This is a genomic window from Pseudomonas sp. RIT623 (assembly GCF_004519305.1).
Lineage (GTDB): Bacteria > Pseudomonadota > Gammaproteobacteria > Pseudomonadales > Pseudomonadaceae > Aquipseudomonas.
In genome coordinates this window covers 1-21,486 of sequence record NZ_SOZA01000012.1, presented here as the reverse complement: position 1 = coordinate 21,486, position 21,486 = coordinate 1, and the positions used below count along the sequence as shown (strand labels likewise).

Below are 21,486 nucleotides of genomic sequence, written 5' to 3'. Positions count from 1 at the left end.
AAGCCGTTTGTAGTTGATTTTTCAATTCCCAGGAGAATGCTATGACAAGCTTTGAAAAAAACAGCACGGTGGTGGGAGAAACTTCCGCGCCGGGTGCTACTACACCGGATCCAGCAAAGACCAAAGAGGAGTACCTGGAACTCTCCAAGAAGATTGACAAGGCACTGGCTGATTATGTCCGCTCGAAAAGCAATGGGCTAATGTCTGTAGGTGTTCAAGCAAGTAATCCGTTCATCATTGATGCCGACAAAGTCCTGCCTGAGAACGGTGACGGGCGGGGTATCACAATCAAGCGTGAAGCCTTTGAGGTTACGGACGAACGCAATAACTACGTAACCTTGACGATTCCGGCTTGGCCGTCCACGGTGCCTGACGACCCTGGTGATTACGCTGGTTCACTCGACCTGATTTACCTGTGGCGAATGGATTATCAATTTGATCAGTTCGGCACGCCGATTGCGGTTCCTACAAAGGTTAAGATGGAGGCGCTGGCAAGGGTGCCTTTCGACCCTGCGGGAGGTGGAGGAGGCCCTGTCAATGTGGCAATCGACCCGGCTTTCTGGAATCAGCTTCCAGAGGGTTTCGTTGATATCTTCTATACGCTGGGCAACGATCAAATTGGTAACGAAGTACCGTCCGACCCTCAACGCGTCTACGTCGACCAATTCCCACCCTCCCGAGGCACTCAGCCCCGTGCCCTGGAGCGGCCGGCCAATCTTCCGGCAGGCGCGCTGATCGACCGGGATTACCTGCGAAACAACCCCACCATTTCCTTCCCCTTGCGGGATTACTCGGGTAAATGGCCTGCTGACCAGATTGTGATCAACGTCAATGGTGTTGAGCTGGCACCTATCGAGATCTATCCGGTCGGCGACGAGCTGGTACAGACGATCGACCTGAGCAACACCGTCGTCGAAGGTTGGGGAGCGGGCACCAAGCAGGTCAAGTACAAGCTGCGCGATCGTACGGGGTGGGAGTCGGCGGAGTCTGGCAGCCTCGTGGTGGAGATTCAGCTGGAGGATGTGCCCACGACCTTGCCAGCTCCGATCCTGCAGGCCGCACGCGTCAATCGCGAGGTGGCGAGGGCAGGGCTGACCATCCAGATTCCGGATATCGTCTCTGCGCAGCCCAATGATCGTCTCGTCGTGATCCTGCAAACGTCTTCTGGCCCGCAAAGGCTGTCTCCCATCACCTATGGCACGGCGCCTCGGACGGTGGTCGCGACGTGGGAAAACCTGGCCCAGCCAGATGGGCAGGCCAACTATGAGTTGTCGGTAACCTATGAATGGTCCCGGGGTGAAGTGACCCCGCGACTATCGGCACCTGCCGTCGTGGCGGTGGACCTGCGGACCATGGGGCCGATTCCGGATCCGGACGATGGCAGCCCGAACCCTCTGCTGGGCCAGCTTGTGGTGCGGGGTGGGGGTGCCAATCCGGTGGACAACAGGATTCGACCAGAAGATTTCAATCTGCCGGCCACCATCGTCTTTACCACGTACCCTGGCGCGCAAGCCGGTAGCAGGGTTCGGATCTACTACCGATCCGAAGAGAACGTCGAGGAGATCATTGCGGTGCCTGCGATCGAGCTGCCGGACCCTCCCGTCGAAGGTTCGACCATCAATGTCGAGTTGCCATGGGCAACGATCGCGCGCCACGGGAATGGATTGAAGGATGCCTACTTCGAGGTCTATCCGCCCGCTGGCACCGAGTTCGAAGACAACGCCATGCTTTCCCCGGTGACGCCAGTCACCGTCGCCGCAGTCGTCACGCTGACGTCCTTCGTGCGTTACTCGAACGTCGACATCACGGACCCGGTCAATCCAGGCACCGGTCATGGTGCAAGGGAAAACCGGCCAGCAGGTTCGGCCATCAACACCACCAACATCCTCAACTGCAACTCTCAACCCTGGAACGGCATTCAGCTGCAGATCAACGAGCCGACGCTGAACGTTGGCGCAACTGTCACCGTCCAGTTGCAGTATTCCGCCAGCGCTAGGGGCACCGCTCCGTACCAGGCGGCTACCGAAGTCAGCGGTCGTGTCACAAGCTCAGGCACGATCACGCTGGTGGTGCCTTTCAGTGACATCAATTTCCCCGTACAAGACCCTCCTGAGCCTCGTGGACCTGTGAGAGGTTCGTTCCTCAGTAGCTTCACGGTCCTGCGTGAGGACGGTGTGGTCGACATGTCGAACGCGGTCATGGTGCGTTACGCGGTCGATGGCAGCAATAACGGTTACTGCGCTTTGTGGGGAACCGGTCGCCCTCGGGGGGTATGAGGCAAGGCAACCAGGGTGGACGCTGACCGCCCTGGCTGTTGAAAAGTCTGCATCTCATTGTTGAATTCCCCTACACATCAAGATTTTTATTCCAACTAGCCTTCTCGACCCTGCAGTGAGGCTGGCGGGCAGTACCCAGCTTTCTGCGCACCCATTGCGATTAAGCCGAGAGGTCCAGAATGCCGAACGTTAGTACCTGTAATCGTCTTACCTTTTCTCTTACGGGCGTCATCGCCCTGTTGACACTCGCGGCCTACTCCGGCCACGCCACCGCCCGCAACCTGGTGGGTGAAACGTTGACCATCGACGCCACTACTCCCATCACTTTCTACAATGCCAGCGCCAACTCCACCTTGAATGTCAACGGTGCGCAGACCCAGGCCCTGCAGATGAACCAGTCGACGCTGAACATGACCAGCGGCGTGGTTTCAGTGACCTCCGGCAATGCCATCGGTTTGCTCGACGGCACTGCCACCATTGCCAACGCGAACATCGTCAACACCGGCAACGGCATGGGCCTGTTACTGGCGCGCAGCTTCGGCCAATCGACCGCCAGCGTGAGTGACAGCCAGATCAGCGCAGGCATTGGTGCCCAGGTCACGGCTGGCAGTCAACTTTTGTTGCGCAACACCCAGGTGACCGGTAGGGTCGGCCCAGGCCTGCGGCTGTTTGGTGGCACGGCGCGGGTCGAGGGTGGTAGCCGTATCACCGGGCAGACCGCTGGCGTGCAGATGCTGGTCGAAAGCACGACCAACAATGCGCCCCAGTTGACCTTGGACAACAGCCACGTGTCCGGAGTCGCCGGCCCGGCTGTCGTGATTGGCCAAGGGACCGTCGCGACGCTGGACGTGCTCAATGGCTCCAGCCTGACGGGCGGCAACGGCACTGCCTTGCAGGTACGCCAGCAGGGCATGGCAAATGTGCGCGTCGATGCCTCCACCTTCACAGGTGGGATCGACAACGCTGGCACTTCGACCATCAACTTCAGCGGCTCTACCCTGAACGGTGATGCTGTTACCAGCGCCACCGGCAAACTCGACCTGGCGTTCCAGGACTCGACGATGAACGGCAGCATCAAGTCTGCGGGCATCACCCAGGCAAACCTGGTGCGTTCCTCGTTGAATGGCGATATCGAAAGCTCAGGCACATCGACAGTGACCTTCGCTGGCTCGTCCTTGAACGGCAATGCCACGACTGCGCAGAACGGCACGCTCGGCCTTACGCTCACCGATTCTGCCATGGCGGGCAATATCCAGTCCGCCGGTACCACCCACGCGAACTTCACCCGTTCCTCGCTGACCGGCAACGTCGATGTCGGTTCTACCGGCGCCTTCGATCTGTTGCTGGAGCAAGGGCAGATGACAGGCGACGTGACTGTGACGCAGGGGGGAAGTGCCACCCTCGATCTGCAGAACGGCGCGCAGTTGCTGGGCGCCTTGCACAATGTGAACAGTGCCACGCTCGGTGGCGGTAGCCACTGGACGCTGAATGACGACAGCACTGTCGGTGATCTGGTCATGCAGGGTGGGCAGGTCACCTTTGGCGACCCAGGCCGCTTCCACAACCTGGCGGTGACCAATCTCTCTGGCAATGGCACCTTCGTCATGGACAGCGATTTCGTCACCGGCAGCGGCGACCAGTTGATCGTCACCGGTACATCCGAGGGCAATCACGGGCTGCTGGTGGGCAGCAGCGGCCAGGAAGCGAGTGTCGAATCGCTGCGCCTGGTCCAGACCGCCGACGGTGGTGCGCAATTCCATCTGCTCAACGACCGTGAACGGGTTGACGTGGGCGCCTACTCCTACGAGCTTGCACAGGACGGCAACGACTGGGTGCTGAACCGCGAGACCCGCACCGTCGCGCCGATCACCATGGCCGCCATGGCGCTGTTCAATACGCCGATCACCGTGGCCTACGGCGAACTCAGTTCGCTGCGCAGCCGCATGGGTGAACTGCGCTACAGCGAAGGGCGCAACGCGGGTGTATGGATGCGTGCTTACGGCAACCAGTACAACGTCAGCGGCGCCTCCCAGGGCGCGGGTTACCAGCAGAACCAGCGCGGCATGAGCCTGGGCGCCGACATGCAACTGGCCGACAGCGACTGGCTGCTAGGCGTGCTGGCCGGTAGCAGCCGTTCGGACCTGAACCTCGACTACGGCACTTCCGGTACCGTCGACAGCTACTACGTGGGCGGCTACGCCACTTGGTTGGATCGCCAGACGGGCTTCTACGTCGACACCGTGCTCAAGTACAACCGCTACCAGAACAACGCCAAGGTCGGTATGAGTGACCACACCCGCAGCAAGGGTGACTACGACACCCACGGCGTGAGCGCGTCGGTGGAGGCGGGCAAGCACATCAAGCTCAACGACGGTTACTTCATCGAGCCCTTCGTGCAGGTGGCCACTGCTGCCGTCGCTGGCAAGGACTACACCTTCGACAACGGCCTGCGTGCCGAAGGCGACATGGCCAAGTCGTTACTGGGCAAGGTGGGTACCACCGTCGGCAAGACCATCCCGCTCGATGGCGGGGCCATGGTGCAGCCCTACGTGAAAGGTGCGTTCGCCCATGAATTTGCCCAGCGCAACCAGGTACAGGTCAACAACAACGTGTTCAACAATGACCTGTCTGGTTCGCGTGCCGAGCTGGGTGCTGGGGTGTCGCTGGCGCTGTCCAAGCAGTTCCGTGTGCATGCCGATGTGGAGTACAGCAACGGTAAGAACATCGAGCAGCCTTATGGTGTGAACGTGGGCGTGCGTTACGACTTCTGACCGATGTGTGGAAAAGGAAGCCTGCCGGGCTTCCTTTTTCGTTTTTTGTTGGCAGTCGTTTCGGATGGCTCATCCTTCACCCGCATTCCAACGCCGAAACAACGGCTCCGCCAAAAACAGCACGAACAACAACCGCATCACCTGCAACGCCGTCACCAACGGCACCGACAGTTGCAGCGTCTCCGCCGTCAGGCTCATCTCCGCGATGCCACCCGGCATCATCCCCAAGGTCAGCGAACGCAGGTCCAGGTGCGTGAGCAGGCTCAACGCCCATGCCGCGCCTGCGGCGATCAGCATGCACAACCCCGTGGCCAGCAAGGTGCGCCCGAGGAACGACGGCGCGCGGCGGAAGAACGCCCGGTTGAAGTGACAGGCCAGGCCGCTGCCGATCAGCCACTGGCCGATCTGGCTGGCGCCGTTGGGTAGGCCGATCTGCATATTGCCCGCGAGGCTCACCGTGGCAGCCACCAGCAACGGCCCGAACAGCCAGGGGTTGGGCTGGCGCAAGCGTTGCCAGATCAGTGCCACGGCAACGCCCAACGGTGCGATCAGGGCCAGCCAGCCCCAGCTGACACTGCCGGCGTGATTCAGCGGTACGCCATCGCCCAGCAACACTTTGAACAGCGCCGGCACGCACAACACCACCGCCAGCACCCGCAGGCTCTGCGCCGCGGCCACCTGGCTGAGCACCGCGCCATTGCGCGCCCCAAGGTTGACCATCTCGCCCGAGCCACCTGGCATGCTGGCGAAGAACGCCGTGGCCCGGTCCTCGCCGCTGCGTCGCAACAACCACACGCTGATCACGCTGGAAAGCGTGGTGAACAGCGCACCAAAGAAAATCAGCACGAAGTGGTCGGCGACCTGTTCGATCACTGCCGGGGTGAAGTGCAGGCCAATACCGATGCCGATGACGCATTGCCCGCACTTGCGACCATTGGGAATTTCCGGCAACAGCCAGGGTGTCAGGCAGCGCACCAGGATGATCGCCAGCAGCGCACCGACCATCCACGGCAAGGGCCAGCCGACCCTGCTGGCGATAAAACCGCCAGCAAGGCCGACCAGCCCGGTGGCCCAGTACAGCGGCAACGCGCGGTCAGGCATCGGCCATGGCCCGGCGTTGCTGGGCCCGTTTGCGCCAGATGCGCAGCAGCGGCAGGCTCAGCATGCACACCACCAGCACCCACACGCCCATGCTGATCGGGCTCGACCAGAGGATGCCCAGCTCGCCATTGGAGATCGACAGCGCGCGGCGCAGGTTCTGCTCCATCAGCCCACCGAGGATGAACCCCAGCAGGATCGGCGACAGTGGGAAGTCCAGCTTGCGCAGGATGTAGCCCATGATGCCGATACCGACCATCAGGAACAGGTCGAAGGTGGTGGCATGCACGGCGTACACGCCGATCGCGGTGATGATCGCGATTACCGGCACCAGCGCCCAGTTCGGCACGGCGAGGATGCGGGTGAAGATGCGGATCATCGGGATGTTCAGGATCACCAGCATGATGTTGGCGATGAACAGCGAGGCGATCAGGCCCCAGACGATATCCGGTTGCTGTTCGAACAGCAGCGGGCCAGGGGTGATGTTGTACAGGGTCAGCGCGCCGATCATCACCGCGGTGGTGCCCGAGCCGGGTACGCCTAAGGTCAGCATCGGCACCAGGGCGCCGCAGCAGGAGGCGCCGATGGCGGTTTCCGGCGCGGCCAGGCCGCGGGCGTCGCCCTTGCCGAAGTTACCCTTGTCGCCGGCCATGCGCTTTTCGGTCATGTAAGCCACGGCACTGGCCAGGGTCGCGCCGGCACCGGGCAGCACGCCCATGAAGAAGCCGAGCAGGCCGCAGCGGATATTGACGAAGAACACCGAGGCCGCTTCCTTGAAGTTGAACAGCATGCGCCCGGTGGCCTTGACCGCGATATGGCCGTGATGGGTCTTTTCCAGCAGCAACAGGATCTCGCTGATGGAGAACAGCCCCAGCACCAGCACCACGAACTGGATGCCGTCGGCCAGGTGCACGCTGTCGCCGGTGAAGCGGTACACGCCGCTGTTGGCGTCGATGCCCACCGCCGACAGGAACAGGCCGATCAGCGCGGCGATGAAGGTCTTCAGCGGCTTGTCGCCGGCCATGCCGCCGAGGGCGACGATGGCGAACACCATCAGCACGAAGTACTCCGCCGGGCCGAAGGCGATCGCCCATTTCGCCAGCAGCGGGGCGAACAGCACCATGCCGCAGGTGGCGATCAGCGCGCCGATGAACGAGCTCCACGCCGACAGCGACAGGGCCACGCCGGCCAGGCCCTGGCGGGCCATGGGGTAGCCGTCGAGGGTGGTCATCACGGTAGAGGCTTCGCCGGGGATGTTCAGCAGGATCGAGCTGATGCGCCCGCCGTACTCGCAGCCCAGGTACACCGCGGCCAGCAGGATCAGCGCCGACTCCGGCGGCAGGCCCAGGGCAAAGGCGATGGGGATCAGCAGGGCCACGCCGTTGATCGGGCCCAGGCCTGGCAGCAGGCCGACCACGGTGCCGATCAAGGTGCCGGTCAGGGCGGTGACCAGGTTGTACGGGCTCAGGGCGACGCCGAAGCCCTGGCCGAGGTAGCTCAAGGTATCCATGTGTCAGTTCTCCAGTACGTCGAGCAGGCCGAGGGGCAGGGGCACGTCCATCACGCGGTCGAACAGCCAGTAGAGGAACAGGCTCATGCCGACCACCACCAGGGCGCTGTGCAGCCAGCGGCCGCCGTACAGGCGGGCCATGGGCACCCCGACGAGGATGGCGCTGAGGATGAAGCCCAGGGCCTCGAAGGTGGCGGCGAAGACGATCAGCAGGCCGACGCAGGCGCTGATCTTGATCAGCGTATCGCGGTCCAGTTCGGGTTCGTCGTCCTTGCGTACTATGGGCGTAGGGCGAATGGCCAGGTACAGCAGGCCCAGGCTCATCAGGCCAAGCATCAGCAGCGGGTAGGCGCGTGGGCCTACCGGTTCGTAGGAAAAGGCGGCCTGGTAGGGCCAGGCCATCACGGCCAGCACGGCGCACAGCGCCAGCAGGGCCAGGGCGAAAATGCGTTGCAGGATCATGGGGAAATCCTCATGGTTCGGCTTGACACGCGTCCCTGTAGGAGCGGCCTTGTGTCGCGAAAGGGCTGCGCAGCGGCCCCAGGATGTCAGCTTCGCAGCACGTTTTGCCGGGGCTGCTTTGCAGCCCTTTCGCGACACAAGGCCGCTCCTACAGGGATCGTGGGAGGGTTACTGGATCAGCCCGAATTCGCGGGCCAGCGCCTTGTAGTCCGCCACCTGCTTCTTCACATAGCTGTCCAGCTCCTCGCCGGTCATGGCGAACGGGAACAGTTCGCGCTGGTCACGCAGCTTGGCGAAGTCTTCCGAGGCCAGCAGCTTGTCGAACGAGGCCTTCCACCAGGCGTAGTCCTCGTCGCTGACCTTCGGCCCCAGGTAGAACCCGCGCACCACCGGCCAGACGATGTCGTAGCCCTGCTCCTTGGCGGTGGGGATGTCTTTCATCTCCGGCTCGTCCAGGCGGTTCTCGGAGAACACCGCGAGGATGCGCATGTTGCCGCTCTGGATATGCGGCATGGAGTCGGAAATATCGGTGGAGCCCACCTGGATATGCCCGCCGAGCAGCGCGGTGGCGATCTCGCCGCCGCCTTCCAGGGCCACGTAGCGCAGGTCGCGCGGGTTGATGCCGGCAGCCTTGGCGATCAGCGCGGTCTGCATCCAGTCCTGGCTGCCGACGGTGCCGCCCGAGCCGATCACCACCTTGCTCGGGTCCTTCTTCAGGGCCGCGACCAGGTCATCGAGGGTCTTGTAGGGCGAATCGCTTTTCACCGCGATGGCGCCATAGCTGGTGCCGACCGCCGCCAGCCACTTCACCGCGTTCTCGTCGAAGCGGCCGAACTTGCCCTGGGCCAGGTTCAGCAGCGAACCGCTGGACCAGGCCACCAGGGTGCCGGCATCGCCTGGCCGCTGGGCGACCACGGCGTTGTAGGCCACCGCGCCGACGCCACCGGGCATGTAGGTGACCCGCATCGGCTTGCTGAGGATCTTCTCGTTGACCAGGGCGCTTTGCACCAGTTTGCAGGTCAGGTCGAAGCCGCCGCCGGGCGAGGCCGGGGCGATGCATTCGGGACGTTTCGGTTCGGCGGCCAGGGCGTTGCCGGCCAACAGCAGGCAACCGGTGGCGAGGACGAGGCGGCGCAGTGAAAAGGTCATCGTCTAACTCCGTGAGCGTTGTTGTTATGGATTACCGCTAATGGCTTACCACAGGGCCACGCTGTAGCTCACCAGCAGCCGCACCTCGTCCGCGTCGCGGGCGAAGTTGGAGCGGAAGGTGGCGTTGCGCAGGCGTACGGCGACGTTTTTCAACGGGCCGCTTTGTACCACGTACTTAAGTTCGGTGTTGCGTTCCCACTCCTTGCCCTCGCCGCCGGCAACGCGGCTGACGTTGTCGCCACTGATGTAGCGGGTCATGAAGGTCAGGCCGGGGATGCCGAGGGCGGCGAAGTTGTAGTCGTAGCGCGCCTGCCAGGAGCGCTCGTCTCTGCCGGCGAAGTCATTGATCTGGACGAAGTTGACCAGGTAGGGGTCGGCGCCATCGACATAGGGGAAGGCGCTGTCGCCGGACAACTGCTGCCAGGCGCCGCTGACCTTGTGCCCGCCCAGGGTGTAGCTGAGCATGCCGTTGAAGGTGGTGTTGTCGATCTTGCCGGCCTTGGCCGCGCCGGCATCGTCGCTGATCGCCAGGCGCAGGTCGGCGCCCAGGGTGCCCGGGCCCCACGGCTGGGTGGCGAGCATGCCGATGAAGTGCTGGCGATAGATGTCGTCGAGCTGGGCGAAGTGGTAGCTGCCTGTGATGCGGTCGGTGAACTGGTAGTCCAGGCCGCCGGTGTCGAAGTGGTCGGCGCTGAAGGTGCCGCCGAAGCGACTGTTCTTGTTGTTGAGGGCCAGGTCTTCCCAGTTGGTGTCGTTGCGGTCCTTGGCTTTTTCCAGGCGCGCGCCGGTGAAGGTCAGGCCTTTGATCTCTTTCGAGGTGACCAGGCCGCCTTCGAAGGTCTGCGGCAGGATGCGCCCATCGTTGGGCTGCAACGTGGGCAGCTCGGGAATCAACGTGCCGACCTTCAGTTCGGTCTGCGAGACCTTGACCTTGCCGGTCAGGCCGAGCTTGGAATATTCGTCGGCGGCCTTGCCGTTGTCGTGGGTCGGCAGCAGGCCGGTGTCGGTGCGGTCCTTGCTGGAGTCGAGCTTGACCCCGAGCATGCCCAGCGCGTCCAGGCCGAAGCCCACGGTGCCTTCGGTATAGCCGGACTCGAAGTTGAGCATGAAACCCTGGGCCCATTCGTCGCGCTTGGATTGCTGCGCGCTGGTGCCGTCGCGGAAGTCGCGGTTGAAGTACATGTTGCGGGTTTCGAAGGTGGCCGTGCTGTCTTCGAAGAAGGCGGCCTGGCTCATGGGCGCGACACCGGCAAGGGCGAAGGCGCTGGCGAGGGCGGAAGGTCGGGCGGCGAACGAACGGGTAGGCGCGAACGCCTGCGGCTGCATGGACAGCATCGTCGGTGACTCCATTTATTGTTCTTATGTGTTTGCACCTTGCTGGTGCTTTTTGCCGGCGCGCGGGGCGACCGTGGTGCGATGCTAGGTAACCAACCTTTCGCTAACCTTTCAGCGTGAAAGGTTTCTCGCGAGGGCTTCACAGGCCTCGCCACGGCGGTACACTCCGCGCAAAAGGCCCATGCCGGGCAGGGAGAATACGATGCGAGTGTTGCTGGTCGAAGACCATCCGCAACTGGCCGAAAGCGTGGCCCAGGCCCTCAAGAGCCAGGGCCTGACCGTGGACGTGCTGCATGACGGCGTGGCCGCCGACCTGGCCCTGGCCAGCGAGGACTACGCCGTGGCGGTGCTCGATGTGGGCCTGCCGCGGCTGGACGGCTTCGAGGTGCTGGCGCGCCTGCGTGGGCGCGGCAAGACCCTGCCGGTGCTGATGCTCACTGCGCGTAGCGATGTGAAGGACCGTGTGCATGGCCTGAACCTGGGGGCCGACGACTACCTGGCCAAGCCCTTCGAGCTGACCGAGCTGGAAGCAAGGGTCAAGGCCTTGCTGCGCCGCAGCGTGCTGGGTGGCGAGCGCCAGCAGCGCTGCGGGCCGCTGGTCTACGACCTGGATACCCGGCGTTTTACCCTCGAAGACGCCCCGCTGACTCTGACCCAGCGCGAACAGAGCGTGCTCGAGGCGCTGATCGCCCGGCCAGGGCGGGTGATGAGCAAGGAGCAACTGGCTGCCCAGGTGTTCGGCCTGGACGAGGAGGCCAGCCCCGACGCCATCGAGATCTACATCCATCGCCTGCGCAAGAAGCTCGACGGCCAGCCGGTGCATATCGTTACCTTCCGCGGCCTGGGCTACCTGCTCGAGCACCGCGATGCGTGACAACGGCAGCCTGCGCGGGCGCTTGCTGGGCAACCTGGCGCTGCTTTTGGTGGTGCTGATGCTGGCCAGCGGCCTGAGCGCCTACTGGAACGGCCGCGAAGCCGCCGACACCGCCTATGACCGCACCCTGCTGGCTTCGGCGCGGACCATCGCCGCCGGTTTGTCGCAGCGCGACGGCACCCTCAGCGCCGATGTGCCCTACGTGGCCCTGGACACCTTCGCCTATGACAGCGCCGGGCGTATCTACTACCAGGTGCTGGACATCCAGCAGAAGCTGATCTCCGGCTACGAGCACCTGCCGCCGCCACCGGCGGGCACGCCGCGTACCGACGACTACCCGGCCCTGGCGCGTTTCTACAATGCCACCTACCTGGGCCAGGATGTGCGCGTGGTCAGCCTGCTCAAGGCGGTGAGCGAACCGAACATGAACGGCATGGCGGAAATTCGCGTGGCCGAGACCGAAGAGGCGCGGGTGCGCATGGCCCGCGGCCTGATGGCTGACACCCTGCTGCGCCTGGGCATGCTGGCGTTGGGCGCGCTGGTGATGGTGTGGTTCGCGGTGAGCGCCGCGCTGCGCCCGCTGGAGCGCCTGCGCACGGCGGTGGAAGAGCGCCAGCCGGACGACCTGCGCGCCTTGCCGGTGGTGCAGGTGCAGCGTGAGCTGGGGCCGCTGGTGCGTGCCCTCAACCATTTTACCGAGCGGCTGCGTGGCCAGTTCGAGCGCCAGGCGCAGTTTATCGCCGATGCCGCCCATGAACTGCGCACGCCGCTGGCGGCGCTCAAGGCGCGCGTGGAACTGGGCTTGCGTTCACGTGAGCCTGACGAGTGGCGCAGCACCCTGGAAGCCGCCGCCCAGGGCACCGACCGCCTGACCCATCTGGCCAACCAGTTGCTGTCGATGGCGCGGGTGGAGAACGGCGCCCGCGCCATCGCCGAAGGTGGCGCCCAGCGCCTGGACCTGAGCCAGCTGGCCCGCGAGCTGGGCATGGCCATGGCGCCGCTGGCCCACGCCCGTGGCGTGGCCCTGGCGCTGGAGGCCGAGGCGCCGGTGTGGCTCAAGGGCGAGCCGACCCTGCTCAACGAACTGCTCAGCAACCTGGTGGACAACGCCCTGGCGCATACCCCGCCGGGCGGCGATGTGATCCTGCGGGTATTGGCACCGGCGGTGCTCGAGGTCGAGGACGACGGGCCGGGAATTCCCGAGGCCGAGCGCGAGCGGGTGTTCGAGCGTTTCTACCGGCGCAGCGCCCAGGGCAGTGGCTTGGGCCTGGCGATCGTCGGCGAGATCTGCCGGGCGCACCTGGCGCAGATCAGCTTGCATGACGGCGAGCGGGGTGGGTTGAAGGTGCGGGTGAGTTTTATTGCGGATTGACCAAGGTCTTCATCGGGCAAGCCCGTTGCCACCGGTGGCACTGGCGCAACCTGGAGCAGGCATGCCCGATGATCAGCCCTGGCGACTCAGCGCAGCATGCTGCGCGCATCGAGCAATTCCTGCATATCCAGTTCGGTACCGAACGGCAGCCCCAGGTGCCGATAGGCCGGCAACGCCGCCAATGGCCGGCTGCGCCCGCGCTGGCTGATGCAGCGGGCGATCTGCACGATGTCGATGTAGTCGATCTGGTCGGTGCGCCGGTCGAGGTCCTGCACTTGGCCGGGCAGGGTAATCAACTGCTCGGGGAACTCCCAGGCGCTGAGGATCTTGTCGCCCAGCACCGGCTGGATCTGCTCGATCACGAAATGCAGGCAGACCGGGTCGGAGAGCAGCTCGTTATGCTCCTCGGCGTAGATCAGCACCGGCAGGGCGCCGATCTGGTGGACCAGGCCGCCGAGGGTGGCCTGGTCGGGCTTGAGTTGGGTGTAGCGGCGGCACAGTTCATAGCTGATGCCTGCGACTTCCAAGCTGTTGGCCCATATATCGCGAAGCTTCTGCTCCACCGCCGGGGCCCGGGCATGGAAGATCTGCTCGATCACCAGGCCGATGGCCAGGTTGCAACTGTAGTTGATACCCAGGCGGGTGATGGCGGTGTGCAGGTCGGTGACTTCTACCGCCGCGCGCATCAGCGGGCTGTTGACTACTTTGATCAGGCGCGCCGACAGCGCGGCATCCCGGCCGATCACCTTGCTCAGGGCGGACACGCTGATGTCGCTGTCCTCGGCGGCTTCGCGGATGCTCAGGGCGACTTCCGGCAGGGTCGGCAGGACCAGGTCGTCCTTGTCGATGGCGGCGAGCAATTGCGCCTGGACCATTTCGGCCAGCTTGTTCATGAACGTCTCTACGGCAATGGTGGTGCAGCCCCGCTTTTACCACGGGGCGGGCTGGTCAGCGCTGGATTTCCCGGTCGCGGTCCAGTTCGTAAGGCAGGTCGAGCAGCGTCAGGCGCGGGCCTTCCAGGTTGCCCAGGTGCAGGTTGTCATCGGCTACCGCGTCGGCGCTGAGTACGGCCAGCAGTTCGACGGCACTGCCGCTGCTGGCAGCGATCACCACCTCGCCGACCGACGAGCCATGGGTGGGCGAGAAAATCTCGGCGCCCGGCTGGGGTACCGCTGTCTCGGCCAGCGCCAAGCGATACTGGCGGCGTTTGAGCTTGCCCAGGTACTGCATGCGGGCGACGATTTCCTGGCCGGTATAGCAACCTTTCTTGAAGCTGACCCCATCGACCGCTTGCAGGTTGATCATCTGGGGGATGAACAGCTCGCGGGTTGGGCCCATCACCTGGCCGATGCCGGCGCGGACCTGGCCCAGCAGCCAGTCGTTGAGCGTACCCTCGGGCAGCGTGGCGGCCAATTTCTCGTGAACGGCGCCAGCCTGGTCGGCAGGCGCCCACAGTTCGACCCGACCGGCCGAGGCGCGGACGGCAATCAGCCCGTCATGACGGGCGGTCGCGCCGGCCTCGTCCGCCACGCACAGGTTCAGCGCCCGCAGGGCGGCCTCGCCCTGATGCAGGCCGAAGCGCACCCAGGCCGCGCTTTCGTCGGCCAGGGTGGCCTTGGAGAACACCGCGTACTTCTTTAGGTCAGCCAGTTGCGCCTCGAGCAGCTCGCAGGCCATGGCCAGCAGATAGCCGTTGCCCTCAGGCAGGATACGGAAGCTCGACTGCATGCGGCCCTTGACCATGCAGCGGGCGCCAAGGCCGGCATGATCGTCGCTGAGGTAGTTGATGTTGCAGGTCAGCTGACCTTGCAGGAACTTGCCGGCGTCGGAGCCGCGGACGGCGAGGATGCCCTCATGGGTGAGGGAACAGAAGAAAGCGGAATCGGCCATGGGTCATCGCGGTAGCTAGAGACTGGCGGTCATCATAGAACGCCAGTAACAAAATAGGTAGGTGACTAGACCAACGCCTTGTGCCGCTTCGTTCGCCGCGCGGTATACTGCGCGCCCACTCGAGGAGGGCCCCATGGTCGAACAAACTGAACTCAACCGGCTTTTCTGGCACAGCCGCCGTGGCATGCTGGAACTGGACGTGCTGCTGGTCCCCTTCACCCAGGAAGTCTACCCGAGCCTGAGCGAAACCGACCGCGAGCTGTACCGTCGCCTGCTGACCTGCGAAGACCAGGACATGTTCGGCTGGTTCATGGAGCGCACCGAGTCGGAAGATCCGGAGCTGCAACGCATGGTCCGCATCATCCTGGACCGTGTCCAGCCCAAGTGAAGTATTCGAGTGCCGTTGGCAGGGCTCGCGCCTGCTGCTGACGGCCTACCTGGCCAGCTTGGTGCTGGCGCTGCTGACCCTCGTTGTGCTCACCTTGCCGGCCTGGCTGCGTTGCCTGCTGGCGATCGCCTGCCTTGCCCACGCCTGCTGGGCCATCCCCCGTCGCATCCTGCTGACCCATCCCCAGGCCATCACCGGCTTGCGCCGTGATGCGCGTGGGTGGCGCCTGTACAGCCGCGCGCGGGGCTGGCAGGCGGTGCGGCTGTGCCGTGACAGTGTCGCGCTGCCGGGGCTGGTGGTATTGCGCTTCGTGCGCAAGGGGCGGTGGTGGAGCGAGGGGCAGTGCATCCCGAGGGATGCACTGGGGCATGAGCAGCATCGGCGTTTGCGGGTGCGGCTGAAATTCAGCCGGCGGCGTTGGGCCGAAGTGCCGGGGTGATGCGTCACCGCAGCGCCTGCTTCGCCAGCAAGGCTGGCTCCTACAGGGTGGGGATTAGGATGGTGTCCACGGCTTCGGGCAGCATGCCTGGATAATCCAGGGTGTAGTGCAACCCTCGGCTCTCCTTGCGCTGCATTGCCGAGCGGATCATCAATTCGGCCACCTGGGCCAGGTTGCGCAGCTCGATCAGGTCGCGGCTGACCTTGTAGTTGCTGTAGAACTCGTCGATTTCATCCAGCAGCAACCTCACCCGGTGCTCGGCGCGTTGCAGGCGCTTGCTGGTGCGCACGATGCCGACATAGTCCCACATGAAACGCCGCAGTTCGTCCCAGTTGTGCGCGATGATCACATCTTCGTCCGAATCGGTGACCTGGCTCGCATCCCAGCAGGGCAGGGCACGGGGCATGTTGACTTGACCAAGGTGCGCCTCGATGTCGGCGGCGGCGGCGCGGCCATACACGAAGCATTCGAGCAGCGAGTTGCTGGCCATGCGGTTGGCGCCATGCAGGCCGGTAAAGCTGGTTTCGCCAATGGCGTACAAGCCGGGCACGTCGGTGTGGCCGCGCTCGTCGACCATGACCCCACCACAGGTGTAGTGGGCAGCCGGCACCACCGGGATCGGCTGGCGGGTGATGTCGATGCCGAAGGCCAGGCAGCGTTCATACACGGTGGGGAAGTGGCTCTTGATGAAGTCTGCGGGCTTGTGGCTGATGTCCAGGTATACGCAGTCCACGCCCAGGCGCTTCATCTCGTGGTCGATGGCGCGGGCGACGATATCCCGTGGCGCCAGCTCTTCGCGAGGGTCGAAGCGTGGCATGAAGCGCTCGCCATTGGGCAGGCGCAGCAGCGCGCCCTCGCCGCGCAGGGCCTCGGTCACCAGAAAGCTCTTGGCTTGCGGGTGGTACAGGCAGGTAGGGTGGAACTGGTTGAACTCAAGGTTGGCGACCCGACAGCCGGCGCGCCAGGCCATGGCGATGCCATCGCCGCAGGCGCCATCGGGGTTGCTGGTATAGAGGTAGACCTTGGCCGCGCCGCCGGTGGCCAGTACGGTGAAGCGCGCGCCGAAGGTGTCGACTTCGCCGCTGTCGCGGTTGAGCACATAGGCGCCCAGGCAGCGCTCGCCCGCAAGGCCCAGGCGCCGCTCGGTGATCAGATCGACCGCAACGCGCTGCTCCAGTAGCTCGATGTTCGGGCGTTGGCGGGCCTGGTCGAGCAGGGTCTTGAAAATCGCCGCGCCAGTGGCGTCGGCGGCATGGATGATGCGCCGATGGCTATGGCCGCCCTCACGGGTCAGGTGGAACTCGAAGCCGCCGTCGTCGACACTGTAGTGTTCGTCGCGGGTGAACGGCACGCCCTGCTCGATCAGCCACTGGATGGCCTCGCGGCTGTGCTCGACGGTGAAACGCACGGCGTCTTCATGGCACAGGCCGCCGCCGGCGTTGAGGGTGTCCTCGACATGGGACTGCACGGTATCGGTGTCATCGAGCACCGCGGCGACGCCGCCCTGGGCCCAGAAGGTCGAACCGTTGGCCAGGTCGCCCTTGCTCAGCACGGCGATGCGCAGGTGGCCAGGAAGGTTCAGTGCCAGGCTGAGACCGGCGGCACCACTGCCGATCACCAGGACATCATGTTGGAATTGTTGGCTCATGTCGGGACACTAGTAATCTTTGGAGGGGGCACGGCACAATAGTCGAGCGCAGATGGCACTGTGAAACTATCGTGAAAGCAGACCGGGATGCCTTTATAGCAGCCCCAGGTGCCTGATTTCCAATGGCGCTTGCGCAGGTTGCGACGATCTTCGTGGGAACTTTCCGATACCCTGGGAAATCCTATGAAGGCTGCCCATACCTCACAGTTTGCCGAGGCGATGCAGGGCGGCAGCTCTATCTTGGGCTGACACCTGCGTACATGAGACCAGATTATCGACGCAGCCGGCCGTGACCGCGCTGCGTCTTCCGTGCGAGCCAACCAAGGGCCGTTAGGAAACTTGCTTGGAGGGGAGAACTTTTGCGCAAAGCCCGAGTCTATGGTTGCAAGCCTGAACGATGGCTGTTGCAACGCTCCTTCGAGACTACCGAGGAGTGTTCATGCTAACCCAGGAAGAGGATCAGCAGCTTGTCGAGCGCGTGCAGCGCGGTGACAGGCGAGCGTTCGATCTGTTGGTGCTGAAGTACCAGCACAAGATTCTCGGGTTGATCGTGCGTTTTGTTCACGACACCCATGAAGCGCAGGACGTGGCGCAGGAAGCCTTCATCAAGGCATACCGTGCGCTTGGGAATTTTCGCGGTGACAGTGCGTTCTATACCTGGCTGTACCGCATCGCCATCAACACGGCGAAGAACTACCTGGTATCCCGTGGAAGACGGCCACCAGACAGCGATGTGAGCTCCGAGGATGCGGAGTTTTACGACGGCGATCATGGTCTCAAGGATCTCGAGTCCCCAGAGCGCGCGTTGTTGCGGGATGAAATCGAAGGCACTGTCCATCGCACCATCCAGCAACTGCCGGAAGACCTGCGTACAGCATTGACGCTGCGCGAGTTCGATGGACTGAGTTACGAAGACATTGCCAGTGTCATGCAATGTCCGGTGGGTACCGTGCGCTCTCGAATCTTCCGCGCTCGGGAGGCCATAGACAAAGCCCTGCAACCTTTGTTGCAGGAAACCTGAGACAGCGGCGACAGCCAAGAGAGGAACCGCCATGAGTCGTGAAGCTTTGCAGGAATCGCTGTCCGCGGTGATGGATAACGAAGCGGACGAACTTGAACTGCGTCGCGTGCTGAACGCCGTCGACGACGCCGAAACCCGTGCCACCTGGTCGCGTTACCAGGTTGCCCGTGCCGCCATGCACAAGGAACTGCTGCTGCCCAAGCTGGATATCGCCTCGGCGGTTTCCGCGGCGCTGGCCGACGAGGCCGTGCCAGCCAAGGTCAGGCAGGGCCCTTGGCGCAGCATCGGTCGCCTGGCCGTGGCCGCCTCGGTGACCGTCGCCGTGCTGGCCGGTGTGCGTTTTTATAACCAGGACGAGATCACCGGTGTCGAACTTGCCGCCCAGCAACCTGCCCAGCAGGGGCTGAGCATGCCACAGGCACAGGGCCCGGCCGTTCTGGCAGGCTATAGTGAAAGCAGTGAACAACCCACCGGGCCGATGGCCAACGGTGTGCTGCAGAACCAGGCCGGCTGGGATCAGCGCCTGCCAGGCTACCTGCGCCAGCACGCCCAGGAGTCCGCGCTCAAGGGCAACGAGACGGCACTGCCCTACGCCCGCGCCGCCAGCCTGGAAAACCGCTAAGTAAGGAGGATCATGCGCGCGCTACCTCTCCTGTCGCTGCTGCTCGGCAGCAGCCTGACGGTGCAGGCACTGGCGGCCAACTCCTCGCCTGAGGCGAGCGAGTGGCTGAACAAGCTGGCACGGGCCGAACAGGCGCAGAGTTACCAGGGCGCCTTCGTCTACGAACGCAACGGCAGCTTCTCAACCCACGATATCTGGCATCGCGTCCAGGACGGCAAGGTCAGCGAGCGGCTGTTGCAGCTCGACGGCTCGGCCCAGGAAATCGTGCGGGTCGATGGCAAGGTGCAATGCGTCAGTGGCGACTTGGCCAGCGGTGTGGGCACGCCCCCCGATTCCGCGCCGCGCGTGCTCGATCCCCTGAAACTGATGAGCTGGTACGACCTGAGCGTGGCGGGCAAGTCACGCGTCGCCGGGCGCGACGCGGTGATCGTCACGCTGACCCCGCGCGACCAGCATCGCTACGCCTTCGAATTGCACCTGGACCGTCGTAGCGGCTTGCCGCTGCGCTCGTTGATGCTCAACGACAAGGGCCAGTTGCTCGAACGTTTCCAGATGACCCGCCTGGACACCGAAACCTTGCCCAGCGACGCCGACCTCACGGCCAGCGCCGCCTGCAAGCCGGTCGAGCGAGGCGCCTCCGGCGCGGCCGTGGCCGTTGCCGGCTGGCGCTCGGACTGGCTGCCGCCGGGTTTCGAGCTGGTCAACAGCGCGCAGCGGCGTGATCCCTCGAGCAAGCGCACGGTCAGCAGCCTGATGTACGACGACGGCCTGGCCCGCTTCTCGGTATTCCTCGAGCCGATCGGCAACGAGTCTGGCGTGGATACCCGTGCCCAGCTCGGCCCGACAGTTGCCGTGTCGCGGCGGCTGAACACCCCCAAAGGCAAGGTGATGGTCACGGTGGTCGGCGAGATCCCGTTGGGTACCGCCGAACGCGTCGCCCTGTCGATGCGGGCCCAGGATGTCCAGGCACGGCAATGACGGCACAGTCCCTGACAGCTCTTGTTACACAGAGCTGACATGAAATTAAAGCATTGTCATTTGCAATCCAGCCGCAAATTTTCTATAGGTCAGGCTTCTCGGAGTCTGGCCTTTCCTGCGTTTGCAGGGACCTTACTGCTAACTACGCTCGTTGTGACGGGAGCCGTATGTCAATACCACGCTTGAAAACCTACCTATCGATGTTCGCCGCCGTGCTCATGCTCGGCCAGGTGCTCAGCGCCCAGGCCGAGGAGTCCCTGCCGGACTTCACCACCCTGGTCGAGCAGGCCTCGCCGGCGGTGGTCAACATCAGTACCAAGCAAAAGCTGCCGGACCGCCGCGTCGCCGCCGGGCAGATGCCCGACCTCGAAGGCCTGCCGCCGATGTTCCGCGAGTTCTTCGAGCGCAACATGCCGCAGCAGCCGCGTTCGCCTCGCGGCGACCGCCAGCGTGAGGCCCAGTCGCTGGGCTCGGGGTTCATCATTTCCAGCGACGGCTACGTGCTGACCAACAACCACGTGGTCGCCGATGCCGATGAGATCATCGTCCGCCTGTCCGATCGCAGCGAGCTGCAGGCCAAGCTGGTCGGCACCGACCCACGCACCGACGTGGCCCTGCTCAAGGTCGAGGGCAAGAACCTGCCGATCGTCAAGCTGGGCGATTCGGAAAAACTCAAGGTCGGTGAGTGGGTCTTGGCCATCGGCTCGCCGTTCGGCTTCGACCACTCGGTGACCAAGGGCATCGTCAGCGCCAAGGGGCGCACCCTGCCCAACGACACCTATGTGCCGTTCATCCAGACCGACGTGGCCATCAACCCGGGTAACTCCGGTGGCCCGCTGTTCAACATGAAAGGTGAGGTAGTAGGCATCAACTCGCAGATCTTCACCCGCTCCGGCGGCTTCATGGGCCTGTCGTTCGCCATCCCGATCGACGTGGCGCTGGATGTTTCCAACCAGTTGAAGAAAGACGGCAAGGTCAGCCGCGGCTGGCTGGGCGTGGTGATCCAGGAGGTCAACAAGGACCTGGCCGAGTCGTTCGGCCTGGACAAGCCGGCTGGTGCCCTGGTGGCCCAGGTCCTGGAAAACGGCCCGGCCGCCAAGGGCGGCCTGCAGGTGGGCGACGTGATCCTGAGCATGAATGGCCAGCCGATCGTCATGTCCGCCGACCTGCCGCACCTGGTGGGCAGCCTCAAGGATGGCGCCAAGGCCAAGCTTGAGATCATCCGCAACGGTAAACGCCAGAACCTCGATATCACTGTTGGCGCCTTGCCAGAAGAGGACGCAGACATTGGCACCGGCGGCCAAGGCGGCGCCGAGCGCAGCAGCAATCGTCTGGGCGTTTCGGTCACCGACTTGACTGCCGAGCAGAAAAAGTCCCTGGAGCTCAAGGGCGGCGTGGTCATCAAGGAAGTTCAGGACGGCCCGGCAGCGTTGATCGGCCTGCGCCCAGGCGATGTCATCAGTCACCTGAACAACCAGGCGATCATCTCGGCCAAGCAGTTCACCGAAATCGCCAAGGAACTGCCGAAGAACCGTTCGGTGTCGATGCGCGTGCTGCGTCAGGGGCGTGCCAGCTTCATCACCTTCAAGCTGGCTGAATAAGCGGGATGAAGGGTAGGAAAAGGGCAGCTTCGGCTGCCTTTTTTCATGAAGA

At 64.0% G+C, this 21,486-nt stretch carries 18 protein-coding genes; 10 read left to right on the top strand and 8 right to left on the bottom strand.

The window, feature by feature from the left end; genetic code table 11:
• The first annotated feature begins 41 nt into the window (after positions 1 to 41).
• Positions 42 to 2,276 (top strand): hypothetical protein, encoded by a 2,235-nt coding sequence (locus tag E3U47_RS10810; RefSeq protein WP_134691433.1) that lies wholly within the window; start codon positions 42 to 44, stop codon positions 2,274 to 2,276.
• A gap of 239 nt (positions 2,277 to 2,515) precedes the next feature.
• Complete coding sequence (locus E3U47_RS10805) at positions 2,516 to 5,047, top strand: autotransporter outer membrane beta-barrel domain-containing protein (RefSeq protein ID WP_167659470.1); 2,532 nt, start codon at positions 2,516 to 2,518, stop codon at positions 5,045 to 5,047.
• 69 nt (positions 5,048 to 5,116) lie between these two features.
• Here the strand turns inward: E3U47_RS10805 and E3U47_RS10800 are convergent, their stop codons facing one another.
• The 5 genes from E3U47_RS10800 to E3U47_RS10775 form a co-directional block, all read right to left on the bottom strand.
• A complete protein-coding gene (locus tag E3U47_RS10800) occupies positions 5,117 to 6,148 on the bottom strand; it encodes an AbrB family transcriptional regulator (protein WP_134691431.1) in 1,032 nt (343 codons plus the stop codon).
• Positions 6,141 to 7,655, bottom strand: a complete 1,515-nt coding sequence (locus E3U47_RS10795; protein WP_134691430.1) for a tripartite tricarboxylate transporter permease — start codon at positions 7,653 to 7,655, stop codon at positions 6,141 to 6,143. The genes E3U47_RS10800 and E3U47_RS10795 overlap by 8 nt, the downstream gene beginning before the upstream one ends.
• 3 nt (positions 7,656 to 7,658) lie before the next feature.
• A complete protein-coding gene (locus tag E3U47_RS10790; RefSeq protein ID WP_134691429.1) occupies positions 7,659 to 8,117 on the bottom strand; it encodes a tripartite tricarboxylate transporter TctB family protein in 459 nt (152 codons plus the stop codon).
• Positions 8,118 to 8,285: 168 nt separating this feature from the next.
• Positions 8,286 to 9,266 (bottom strand): tripartite tricarboxylate transporter substrate binding protein, encoded by a 981-nt coding sequence (locus E3U47_RS10780; RefSeq protein WP_134691427.1) that lies wholly within the window; start codon positions 9,264 to 9,266, stop codon positions 8,286 to 8,288.
• Positions 9,267 to 9,311: 45 nt separating this feature from the next.
• Entirely contained in the window at positions 9,312 to 10,601 is a 1,290-nt protein-coding gene (locus tag E3U47_RS10775) for an OprD family porin (RefSeq protein ID WP_134691426.1), read from the bottom strand.
• A 202-nt stretch (positions 10,602 to 10,803) separates the two neighbouring features.
• Here E3U47_RS10775 and E3U47_RS10770 point away from each other — a divergent pair, with 202 nt between their 5' ends.
• Together E3U47_RS10770 and E3U47_RS10765 are read left to right on the top strand one after the other, a co-directional pair.
• Entirely contained in the window at positions 10,804 to 11,475 is a 672-nt protein-coding gene (locus E3U47_RS10770; protein ID WP_134691425.1) for a response regulator, read from the top strand.
• Entirely contained in the window at positions 11,468 to 12,847 is a 1,380-nt protein-coding gene (locus E3U47_RS10765) for a sensor histidine kinase (protein WP_134691424.1), read from the top strand. The genes E3U47_RS10770 and E3U47_RS10765 overlap by 8 nt, the downstream gene beginning before the upstream one ends.
• 86 nt (positions 12,848 to 12,933) lie before the next feature.
• Here the strand turns inward: E3U47_RS10765 and E3U47_RS10760 are convergent, their stop codons facing one another.
• Positions 12,934 to 13,740 (bottom strand): HDOD domain-containing protein, encoded by an 807-nt coding sequence (locus E3U47_RS10760; protein WP_134691423.1) that lies wholly within the window; start codon positions 13,738 to 13,740, stop codon positions 12,934 to 12,936.
• Between the two features lie 55 nt (positions 13,741 to 13,795).
• Positions 13,796 to 14,737, bottom strand: coding sequence for a folate-binding protein YgfZ (locus E3U47_RS10755; RefSeq protein ID WP_134691422.1), 942 nt, complete (start codon positions 14,735 to 14,737; stop codon positions 13,796 to 13,798).
• 133 nt (positions 14,738 to 14,870) lie between these two features.
• Here E3U47_RS10755 and E3U47_RS10750 point away from each other — a divergent pair, with 133 nt between their 5' ends.
• Positions 14,871 to 15,125: a succinate dehydrogenase assembly factor 2 gene (locus E3U47_RS10750; RefSeq protein ID WP_134691421.1), complete on the top strand. Its 255-nt coding sequence runs from the start codon at positions 14,871 to 14,873 to the stop codon at positions 15,123 to 15,125.
• Positions 15,109 to 15,564, top strand: coding sequence for a protein YgfX (locus tag E3U47_RS10745; protein ID WP_134691420.1), 456 nt, complete (start codon positions 15,109 to 15,111; stop codon positions 15,562 to 15,564). The genes E3U47_RS10750 and E3U47_RS10745 overlap by 17 nt, the downstream gene beginning before the upstream one ends.
• Before the next feature lie 40 nt (positions 15,565 to 15,604).
• Here the strand turns inward: E3U47_RS10745 and nadB are convergent, their stop codons facing one another.
• The gene (gene nadB, locus E3U47_RS10740) at positions 15,605 to 17,212 is read right to left on the bottom strand and encodes an L-aspartate oxidase (protein WP_134691419.1); all 1,608 of its coding nucleotides are present in this window, start codon (positions 17,210 to 17,212) and stop codon (positions 15,605 to 15,607) included.
• A gap of 439 nt (positions 17,213 to 17,651) precedes the next feature.
• Here nadB and rpoE point away from each other — a divergent pair, with 439 nt between their 5' ends.
• The 4 genes from rpoE to E3U47_RS10720 all read left to right on the top strand — a co-directional run bounded on the left by rpoE (position 17,652) and on the right by E3U47_RS10720 (position 21,434).
• Complete coding sequence (gene rpoE, locus E3U47_RS10735) at positions 17,652 to 18,233, top strand: RNA polymerase sigma factor RpoE (protein WP_010220971.1); 582 nt, start codon at positions 17,652 to 17,654, stop codon at positions 18,231 to 18,233.
• Positions 18,234 to 18,264: 31 nt separating this feature from the next.
• Positions 18,265 to 18,855, top strand: a complete 591-nt coding sequence (locus tag E3U47_RS10730; RefSeq protein WP_134691418.1) for a sigma-E factor negative regulatory protein — start codon at positions 18,265 to 18,267, stop codon at positions 18,853 to 18,855.
• Positions 18,856 to 18,867: 12 nt separating this feature from the next.
• Complete coding sequence (locus E3U47_RS10725) at positions 18,868 to 19,833, top strand: MucB/RseB C-terminal domain-containing protein (RefSeq protein ID WP_134691417.1); 966 nt, start codon at positions 18,868 to 18,870, stop codon at positions 19,831 to 19,833.
• A gap of 200 nt (positions 19,834 to 20,033) precedes the next feature.
• Positions 20,034 to 21,434: a DegQ family serine endoprotease gene (locus E3U47_RS10720; RefSeq protein WP_372239502.1), complete on the top strand. Its 1,401-nt coding sequence runs from the start codon at positions 20,034 to 20,036 to the stop codon at positions 21,432 to 21,434.
• The last annotated feature ends 52 nt before the right edge of the window (positions 21,435 to 21,486 follow it).

Excerpts from the sequence above, each read along its gene's own strand:
- E3U47_RS10810 (WP_134691433.1), top strand. The coding sequence starts at position 42 with ATGACAAGCTTTGAAAAAAACAGCACGGTGGTGGGAGAAACTTCCGCG.
- E3U47_RS10800 (WP_134691431.1), bottom strand. The coding sequence starts at position 6,148 with ATGCCTGACCGCGCGTTGCCGCTGTACTGGGCCACCGGGCTGGTCGGC.
- E3U47_RS10795 (WP_134691430.1), bottom strand. The coding sequence starts at position 7,655 with ATGGATACCTTGAGCTACCTCGGCCAGGGCTTCGGCGTCGCCCTGAGC.
- E3U47_RS10790 (WP_134691429.1), bottom strand. The coding sequence starts at position 8,117 with ATGATCCTGCAACGCATTTTCGCCCTGGCCCTGCTGGCGCTGTGCGCC.
- E3U47_RS10780 (WP_134691427.1), bottom strand. The coding sequence starts at position 9,266 with ATGACCTTTTCACTGCGCCGCCTCGTCCTCGCCACCGGTTGCCTGCTG.
- E3U47_RS10775 (WP_134691426.1), bottom strand. The coding sequence starts at position 10,601 with ATGCTGTCCATGCAGCCGCAGGCGTTCGCGCCTACCCGTTCGTTCGCC.
- E3U47_RS10770 (WP_134691425.1), top strand. The coding sequence starts at position 10,804 with ATGCGAGTGTTGCTGGTCGAAGACCATCCGCAACTGGCCGAAAGCGTG.
- E3U47_RS10765 (WP_134691424.1), top strand. The coding sequence starts at position 11,468 with ATGCGTGACAACGGCAGCCTGCGCGGGCGCTTGCTGGGCAACCTGGCG.
- E3U47_RS10760 (WP_134691423.1), bottom strand. The coding sequence starts at position 13,740 with ATGAACAAGCTGGCCGAAATGGTCCAGGCGCAATTGCTCGCCGCCATC.
- E3U47_RS10755 (WP_134691422.1), bottom strand. The coding sequence starts at position 14,737 with ATGGCCGATTCCGCTTTCTTCTGTTCCCTCACCCATGAGGGCATCCTC.
- E3U47_RS10750 (WP_134691421.1), top strand. The coding sequence starts at position 14,871 with ATGGTCGAACAAACTGAACTCAACCGGCTTTTCTGGCACAGCCGCCGT.
- nadB (WP_134691419.1), bottom strand. The coding sequence starts at position 17,212 with ATGAGCCAACAATTCCAACATGATGTCCTGGTGATCGGCAGTGGTGCC.
- rpoE (WP_010220971.1), top strand. The coding sequence starts at position 17,652 with ATGCTAACCCAGGAAGAGGATCAGCAGCTTGTCGAGCGCGTGCAGCGC.
- E3U47_RS10730 (WP_134691418.1), top strand. The coding sequence starts at position 18,265 with ATGAGTCGTGAAGCTTTGCAGGAATCGCTGTCCGCGGTGATGGATAAC.
- E3U47_RS10725 (WP_134691417.1), top strand. The coding sequence starts at position 18,868 with ATGCGCGCGCTACCTCTCCTGTCGCTGCTGCTCGGCAGCAGCCTGACG.
- E3U47_RS10720 (WP_372239502.1), top strand. The coding sequence starts at position 20,034 with ATGTTCGCCGCCGTGCTCATGCTCGGCCAGGTGCTCAGCGCCCAGGCC.